This is a genomic window from Halanaerobium congolense, from assembly GCF_004366375.1.
Classification (GTDB): domain Bacteria; phylum Bacillota; class Halanaerobiia; order Halanaerobiales; family Halanaerobiaceae; genus Halanaerobium; species Halanaerobium congolense.
In genome coordinates, this window is record NZ_SOEF01000029.1 from 27,189 (window position 1) to 35,541 (window position 8,353).

Annotated in this window: 5 protein-coding genes and 1 other annotated feature; all 5 genes read left to right on the forward strand. The window is 34.1% G+C overall.

Features of this window, described 5'->3' with window-relative positions; genetic code table 11:
- Positions 1–19 precede the first annotated feature (19 nt).
- The 5 genes from C7954_RS10285 to C7954_RS10305 all read left to right on the forward strand — a co-directional run bounded on the left by C7954_RS10285 (position 20) and on the right by C7954_RS10305 (position 8,207).
- Positions 20–637, forward strand: a complete 618-nt coding sequence (locus tag C7954_RS10285) for a molybdenum cofactor guanylyltransferase (RefSeq protein WP_134059917.1) — start codon at positions 20–22, stop codon at positions 635–637.
- Positions 630–2,003 (forward strand): M16 family metallopeptidase, encoded by a 1,374-nt coding sequence (locus C7954_RS10290; protein WP_134059919.1) that lies wholly within the window; start codon positions 630–632, stop codon positions 2,001–2,003. Before C7954_RS10285 ends, C7954_RS10290 begins: the two co-directional genes overlap by 8 nt.
- Positions 2,000–3,472, forward strand: coding sequence for a M16 family metallopeptidase (locus C7954_RS10295; protein ID WP_134059921.1), 1,473 nt, complete (start codon positions 2,000–2,002; stop codon positions 3,470–3,472). Before C7954_RS10290 ends, C7954_RS10295 begins: the two co-directional genes overlap by 4 nt.
- Positions 3,473–3,561: 89 nt before the next feature.
- Positions 3,562–3,834: a binding site (T-box leader), on the forward strand.
- A 103-nt stretch (positions 3,835–3,937) separates the two neighbouring features.
- Positions 3,938–6,592 carry a valine--tRNA ligase gene (locus tag C7954_RS10300; RefSeq protein ID WP_133618428.1) on the forward strand — a complete coding sequence of 885 codons (2,655 nt, stop codon included), beginning with the start codon at positions 3,938–3,940 and terminating at the stop codon, positions 6,590–6,592.
- Positions 6,593–6,818: 226 nt separating this feature from the next.
- Positions 6,819–8,207: an SLC13 family permease gene (locus tag C7954_RS10305; protein ID WP_243833287.1), complete on the forward strand. Its 1,389-nt coding sequence runs from the start codon at positions 6,819–6,821 to the stop codon at positions 8,205–8,207.
- Positions 8,208–8,353: the final 146 nt, after the last annotated feature.

The following is an 8,353-nucleotide window of genomic DNA, read 5'->3' on the forward strand; positions in this document are numbered from 1 at the left end:
TATTGAAAAGGAAGATTAGATGCCTAAAATAAATGCTGTGCTTCTGGCAGGAGGAAAGAGCAGACGTTTTGGAAATCTTGATAAGGCTTTGCTCCCTTTTGCCGGGACAACATTAATAGAATATATTGCTTCAAATTTAAACAATTTTTTTAATCAGGTAATTATAATTGGTTCTAAAGATAAATATTCTTTTATAGACGGAGTAAAAGTTTATGAAGATATTTATAAAGATAAGGGACCATTGGCCGGTATTTACACCGGCTTATATTTTTCTGAAACTAACTATAATTTTATCTGCGGTTGTGATATGCCCTTTTTGGAATCAAATTATTTTAGTTATTTAGAAGGTATTTTAAAAAGAAAAAATAAAGCTGAAATTGTTGTGCCAGAATATAATGGATTTTTGGAACCACTGGCAGCTCTTTACCATTATTCACTATTGAAAAAGGTCCAAAATGAAATTTTGAATGATAATTTGAGAGTTAAATCTTTTTACGCTAATGCTGAAAAGGTAATTTTAAGTGAAGCTATGTTAGAAGAAAAATTCAAGCTAGAAAAATTGTTTTTTAATTTAAATTATCCAAAGGATTTGGACAATGCATTAAAATATTTAGAGGGAGGGGATAAAATTGAATAAAGTTATTCGGACATTTTTTTCAGTAAATAAAAAAGTAGTTTTTTTAATATCTTTTTTATTATTTATTTTAGTTTTTCCAGTTACAGCTGCGGATTTAGATTTAGACCAGCCTGAATATCATAGTTTTGAACTGGAAAATGGGTTGGAATTCATGGTTTTTCCAGACCATTCAATTCCTTCAATCAAATATTCAACCTATTATAATGTAGGTTCTATTGATGAAAAGGAAGGCCAAACCGGTATTTCGCATTTTTTAGAGCACCTGATGTTTATGGGCACCAAAAATCTTCCAGAAGGTGAGATTGATAATCTTATTACTTCTGTAGGTGGCCAGCTAAATGCAGCAACATTTTATGACTTCACATTTTACTATCATCAAGTTCCCGCTGCAGCTTTAGAACTGGCAGCTGCTTTAGAGTCAGATCGAATGCGGAATTTGACCTTTGATCAACAGAAAGTAAATAGAGAACGGGAAGTTATTAAACAGGAAAGAAGAATGAGAGTAGATAATAATATATTTTCTAAAGGTTTTGAAGAAATTAAAGCATATGCTTATCCAGATACCTACTTAGAACATGGTATTATTGGTTGGATGGAAGATATCAGCAATATTACTACAGCTGAATTAAAAGAACATTACCAGAGTTATTATTCTCCTAATAATGCTTTAGTGGTTGTAAGTGGTGATGTAAAAGTTGAGGCAGTAAAAAAGATGGCTCAAAAGTATTATGCTGATTTTAAACCGGCAGCAATAAAAAGAAAAGATTTTAAGTTTCCAAAGGAGGAAAGCGAAAAAGTATATACTCTTAATTTAAAGACCAATCTTCCTTATGCGTTTCAGCTTTATCAAATACCTGCAGGTGACCAATTGGAGTTAACCGCAGTAGAAATTTTCCTTGATATTTTAGCAAATAATCAGAGTTCTCGTTTAAAAGAAAAGCTGCAGAAAAAGGAAGAACTTATCTTAGCAAGTGCAGCTACCATTAATACCCTTCGTAAAGAATCATTTGCGGCAATTTATTTTATTCCTTCTAATCCAGACCTTGTTGAAACAGCCCAGCAGGCTTTTGACCGGGAACTAAAGCTAATCTTTGAAGAAGGAATAACCGAGCAGGAATTTAAAATAGTAAAAAAACAGTATCAGAAATCATTAATCTTTTCCCAAAAAAATATTGACTCAACAGCAGAAACTTATGCAATAAATAAAATTCGTTTTAATAAACCGGAGCTGCTGCAGCAAAAAATTGAGTATATGAACAATTTAACTAAAGAAGATGTGGTGCAGATTGCAGAAAAATATTTCAAAAAAAATCAACGGACAAGAGGTTATATTTTACCTGAAGCCAAAGGTGGTGCGCAGCAGTGAAAAAGACATATAAAATTTTATCTTTAACGATCATTATTTTATTCCTATTTACTTTCGGTGCAGCGGCTCAGAATCAAAATTTAAGTCCAGAATTTTTTAGAGAATTGGCAGATATAGTCAATGATGAACCTAAAATTGAGATACCTGATTATGAACTTTTTGAACTGGAAAATGGGATGAAGTTTTATCTAGCTCAGGATAAGAGTCTGCCGATCTTTGAAGTAAAGGGCTATATTAATGCTGGCCAAATAAATGAAAACAAAAATAATGCTGGTATCAGCTCTTTGATGACAGAATTAATGCTTCTAGAAACAGAAAATTATAGTGAGCAAAAATTGTCACTTTTTAAAGAAATTAATGCCTTATCCTTAAATCTTGCAGCGGGTTTTGATCGGATTTCTATCAGTGCTAATTCTCTAAGTACAGAAAGTTCAGAGCTGATCTCACTTTTAGCTGAAGTACTACAGCGGCCAAAATTTGAAGGTGATCATTTTACAAGAACTGTTAAAGAATCCAGGCAGTATTATAAACACCAGTTTTACAATGATTCTGCGCTTTTAAATATGCATTTTTTCAAAAACCTATATGGGCAACACCCTTATGGTTATAATTATGACTATGACTTAATTTTAGACTTTTTAGCAGAAGTGGAGCCGACTCAGGTCAAAGCTTTTTATCGTAAAACTCTTAGGCCAGAAAACATTGTATTTGCAGTTAGCGGTAATTTTGACCTTGACGAACTAAAACAGGAAATTAAAAGTAAATTTGCAGCTTGGGAAAACACCAAATCAGATTTAAATAAAAGCTATGTTAGTGTTAATCCCGAAATTCAGCAAAAAATAATAATAATTAATAAAGAGGATGCTACTCAGGCTAATATGAGAATGGGTTATAACTTTTACAGCAATAAATTTCCAAAGAAAATTCCATTTATGATGGCTAATCGCATTTTTGGTGGAGGCTCAATAAGCAGTCGTCTAATGCAAAATCTTCGACAGGATAAAGGTTATGTCTATGGTATATATGCTCAGACAAAATACAGTGATTATGGTGGAGCTTATTTTATTAATTTAAGTTTAGAACCTGAAAAAGCACTGGCCGGTATGGAAGCTGTCAAAGAAGAAATATTAAAGATCAAAAATGGAACTGAGAAATTTACTGAAAAAGAACTTTTTGAGAATATAAATCTATATAATGCAATTTATCCAAAAGCCTATCAGCATCAAATCGATGTTTTAGATCAAATTGTTTACCAAAAAGAATTTAATAATAAATCGGATAACTATATTAATAATGTGATCAAACAGTATAATGGCCTTAGTAGTGAAGAAGTTCAGAAAATTTTTGCTGAAGAGCTTTATCCAGAAATAATTTTCACTGTGATTGTGGGGCCAGCAGAAAAAATTAAGCCACAATTTGAAGATGCTGGTCTGGAAGTAGAAGTACTTGAGAATTCAATTCCAAATTGATTAGTCTGACTAATGAGCTTTAAAATGTTGAATTTAACTCTTGACAGCAGACTGTTTAATAAGATATTATAATAACGATAGTTGAATAATTAAAAACTAAGAAGAGAAGTAGTAATTTTTAAAAAGCTGAAAGAGAACGGAATCCAGCGGCTGTAAGATTCCGACAGCAAAAAGAAATGAAGTCGTCTCCGAGTTTTACTGACCAGACAGATTTTAAGCAGTAAATCGACCCATTGATTTTAATGCTAATCTGTAATAATCAGTAACGGCACAGCAGTCGTTAACAAATGAGAGCTTTCTGCATCATAAGAGCAGGAGGAACTAAGGTGGTACCGCGAATTTAACGCTCTTTCGTCCTTAACTGGATGGAAGAGCGTTTTTTATTAGTTATTAAATTTCACCTAATGCTTTGTTGTGAATAAAAATTAAAATATAAATACTAACTTAAAAATGGAGGGAATTAATTTGGAAAATTTAGAAAAAACCTATGATCCGGCCAAAACGGAAGATAAATGGTATGAATACTGGCTGGAAAACAATTATTTTGCACCAAGAGAAGAAATAGAAGATGAGAAGGGGACTTTTAGTATTGTAATGCCTCCCCCAAATATTACCGGACAATTACATATGGGACATGCTCTAGATAATACTCTTCAGGATATTTTGACCCGCTGGAAGAGAATGCAGGGCTATCGCTCCTTATGGCTTCCCGGAACTGACCATGCAAGTATTGCAACTGAAGTTAAGGTTGTCGATAAAATGCGGGAAGAAGGTGTCGAAAAAGAAGATATGACCAGGAATGAATTTTTAGAAAAAGCCTGGGAATGGAAAGAAGAGTATGGAACTAGAATTACCAATCAGTTAAAAAAGATGGGTTCTTCCTGTGACTGGTCAAGAGAAAGATTTACCCTTGATGAAGGCTGCTCAGATGCAGTTGAAGAAGTATTTATCAAATTATACGAAGAAGGCTTAATTTACCAGGGAGATTATATTGTTAACTGGTGCCCAAGCTGTCATACAACTTTGAGTGATATTGAGGTTGAACATAAAGAAACAGAAGGTAAGTTTTATCATTATAAATATCCTTATAAAGATCGGGAAGGATATATTACCATTGCTACTACCAGACCGGAAACTATGCTCGGAGATACTGCGATTGCAGTTCATCCTTCAGATGAGCGCTACAAAGATCTGGTTGGAGCCAAGGTAATTGTTCCTTTAGTAAATCGAGAAATCGAAATTATAGCTGACGAATATGTAGATAGTGAATTTGGAACCGGTATGGTTAAGGTAACACCTGCCCATGATCCAAATGACTTCGAAATTGGCCGCCGTAATGATTTAGAGATCGTAGAAGTTATTGACGAAGATGCAAAAATGACAGAAGCTGCTGGTGAAGCTTATGCAGGCCTTGACCGTTATGAAGCCCGCAAAAAAGTAATTGAGGACCTGGAAAAAGAAGGTTTACTGGTTAAAATCGAAGACCACATGCACAATGTTGGTGAATGTTACCGCTGTGATACAGTAATTGAACCTTTAATTTCCAAGCAGTGGTTTGTTAAGATGCAGCCGCTGGCAGAACCGGCAATTGAGGCTGTAGAAGATAGTGACATTAATTTTGTACCTGACCGTTTTTCAAAAGTATATATGAACTGGATGAACAATATTCGTGACTGGTGTATATCTCGTCAGCTCTGGTGGGGCCATCGTATCCCGGTTTATTACTGTAATGACTGTGATGAGGTAATTGTAAGTAAAGAAGAACCAGAAAGTTGTCCTAACTGCGGCAGCAGCAAGCTGCGTCAGGATGAAGATGTTTTAGATACCTGGTTCTCATCTGCACTCTGGCCATTTTCTACACTTGGCTGGCCGGAAGACACTGATGATTTAGCTAGCTTTTATCCGACTGATGTTTTGGTAACCGGTAGAGATATCATTTTCTTCTGGGTGGCCCGGATGATCTTTATGGGACTTAAATTCCAGGATGAAAAACCTTTCTCAGATATTTATATCCACGGGCTGATCCGCGATGCTCAGGGAAGAAAGATGAGTAAATCCTTAGGTAATGGAATTGACCCTTTAGATATTATCGACCAATTTGGAGCAGATGCACTGCGCTTTACTTTAATTACAGGTAATACACCCGGTAATGACATGCGCTTTAGAGAAGAAAGACTTGAAGCCAGCCGTAACTTTGCCAATAAGATCTGGAATGCTTCTCGTTTTGTCTTGATGAACTTAGAAGATTTTGATCTGGACTCAGTTGATGAGGCTGATTTAAAACCAACTCTGGCTGATAACTGGATGCAGAGCAGACTAAATACAGTCGCCGGAGAAATTGATGATGCTCTGGAGAAATACAACTTTGGTGAAATGTCAAGTTCCTTATATGATTTTATCTGGAATGAATTCTGTGACTGGTATATTGAGCTTTTAAAGGCTAGATTATATCAGGATGAAGATCCCAAAGCGAAGCTAACTGCACAGTATTATGCTCTAAATACTCTGGAAAGCCTGCTTAGATTATTACATCCGGTAATGCCTTTTATTACTGAAGAAATCTGGCAGAAGCTGCCGGGAACAGAAGGAACAATTATGAGAGCTCAGTATCCTGCTAAAGAAGAAAGTGGTTTAAACCCTGCTGCTGAAGAAAAAATGGAGCTGGTAATGAGTGTGATCAAGTCAGTTAGAAATATTAGAAATGAAATGAAAGTTAATCCAGGTCGCAGAATTAAAGCGCTGCTGGCTGCACCAGAAGCTAAGCTTGATATTTTAGAAGAAGGAAGAGAATATATTGAAAATCTAGCCCGGATCAAAGATTTAAAAATAGGTGGAGACGAGCTGGAGCGACCTGATAAAGTTTCAACTTCAATAGTTAAAGAGGTTGAGGTTATTCTGCCGCTTGAAGGCATGATTGACCTGGATAAAGAAATAGAAAGAATGGAAAAAGAAATAGAAGAGATGGAATTTGAAATTAAAAGAGCAGAAAGTAAATTAAATAATAAAGGCTTTGTTAATAACGCTCCTCAAGATTTAGTTGAAGGAGAAAAACAGAAGCTCAAAGAATACAGAGAAAAGAAAGAAAAGCTAATTGAACGCAAAAAAGAATTAGCTGAATAATTTGGTACCAATAATTTGGTACCAGGTACAAAACCTCCGTTTTGTACCTGGTTTAAAAGAAATCATTCACAAAGGCTGGTTAGCTCCAGCCTTTTATTTTTCTGAATCAACTTTAAATATCGCTTTTATCTAATATTTAAAAAAGGATTTGCAGCTGATATCTAGAATATATTTTATAGCAGAAAAAACTTAATTTTCTAATATATCTAACTTTATTTTACTAGGAGTGGAGCAGTTGAAAAAATATAAAAAAGAAATAATTTTTAGCTTAGGAATATTAATTGCTGTGATAATTTGGAATTTAAATCTGCCAAATTTGCCAGCTGCTGGGCAAAAAACCCTTGCTTTAAGCTTAATGACAGTTGTTTTTTGGGCTGCTAAGGTGGCACATCCTGGTTATGTATCAGCTCTTTTTTTATCACTTTTATTAATCTTTAAAATAGCTGCTCCAGAAGAAGTTTTTTCACTTTGGTCTTCTTCGCTAATCTATATTATTATAGGTGCTTATTTAATTGCAGCTGCTGTAAAGTCTTCTGGTTTGGGAGAAAGAATTGCATACAATTTTATTATTAAATACGTAGATTCTTATAAAAGTATAATTTTTTCTATTTTCTTTTTAACAATACTTTTAAGTTTATTGATTCCACACCCCTGGCCCAGATCTTTTTTAATAATGTCTGTCATGGCTGTAGTAATTGATAGTGCTTCAATTTCTGAAAATGATGGCAAAAAAATTGGTTTTGCTGTTTTTGCATTTTCAGTACCTATTTCAATGATTTTCATGACAGGAGATAGTACTATTAATATTTTAGCTGTGGAAATGTCAGGTCAAAGTTTGAGCTGGCTGGAGTGGCTTTATCAGATGGGTGTACCAGCACTTTTTGCTTCAATTTTAACTTTAATTTTATTTTTGAAAATTTTTCAACCTGAGAAGAAGGTTGTTGTCAATAAAGAAGAGATTTCTAAAAAATTAGAGGATTTAGGAAGTTTTTCAACTAAAGAAAAGAGAATGATTTTTTGGATTGCTTTAGCGATAATTTTATGGACAACTGATTCACTGCATGGTATCGATTTAGGTTGGGTAACGCTTGTAATTGCTGCGCTGATGGGAATGCCTTTAGTGGGAAATGTTTTAGAAGCTAAAGACTGGTCAAATGTACCTCTTGGAATTTTATTTTTTCTGACAGCAGCTGTAGCAATTGGAAGAATTGGAGGGAGTACAGGTATGAATGCCTGGATTGCTTCTGTAATCTTACCTGCAGAACTTCCAGCAAATATATTTGTTTTTGCACTAATGATAGTTATAATATCGATGATAATGCATATGTTTTTGGGGAGCGTTATTGCTGTTATGGGAATTGCAATACCAGCTTTTATTATTTTTGCTGAAGGTCAAGGCATCAACCCATTAGTACCTGCTTTAATGACATATTCATCGATAGCACTTCATTACGTATTTCCATTTCATCACTTAAATATTTTAGTTGGAATAGGAGAAAATAATGGTATGTATGATAATAAAACAGTGATTAAATTTGGTCTGCCGCTGACAATAATTATAATAATAGTTGTTTTATTTCAGGCGCTTTGGTGGCAGTCGACTTCTTTAATTTAAAAAACCATAACTTAGTTAAATATAATTTTATATTATTGAATTTTTATTGGAAGTATTGTATAATAAGTTGTGTAAATTAAATTTAACGATTTTTTTAAAATAAAAAAGAGGAATCCTTCTTTAAGTGGTTGAATTATTTATTAGCG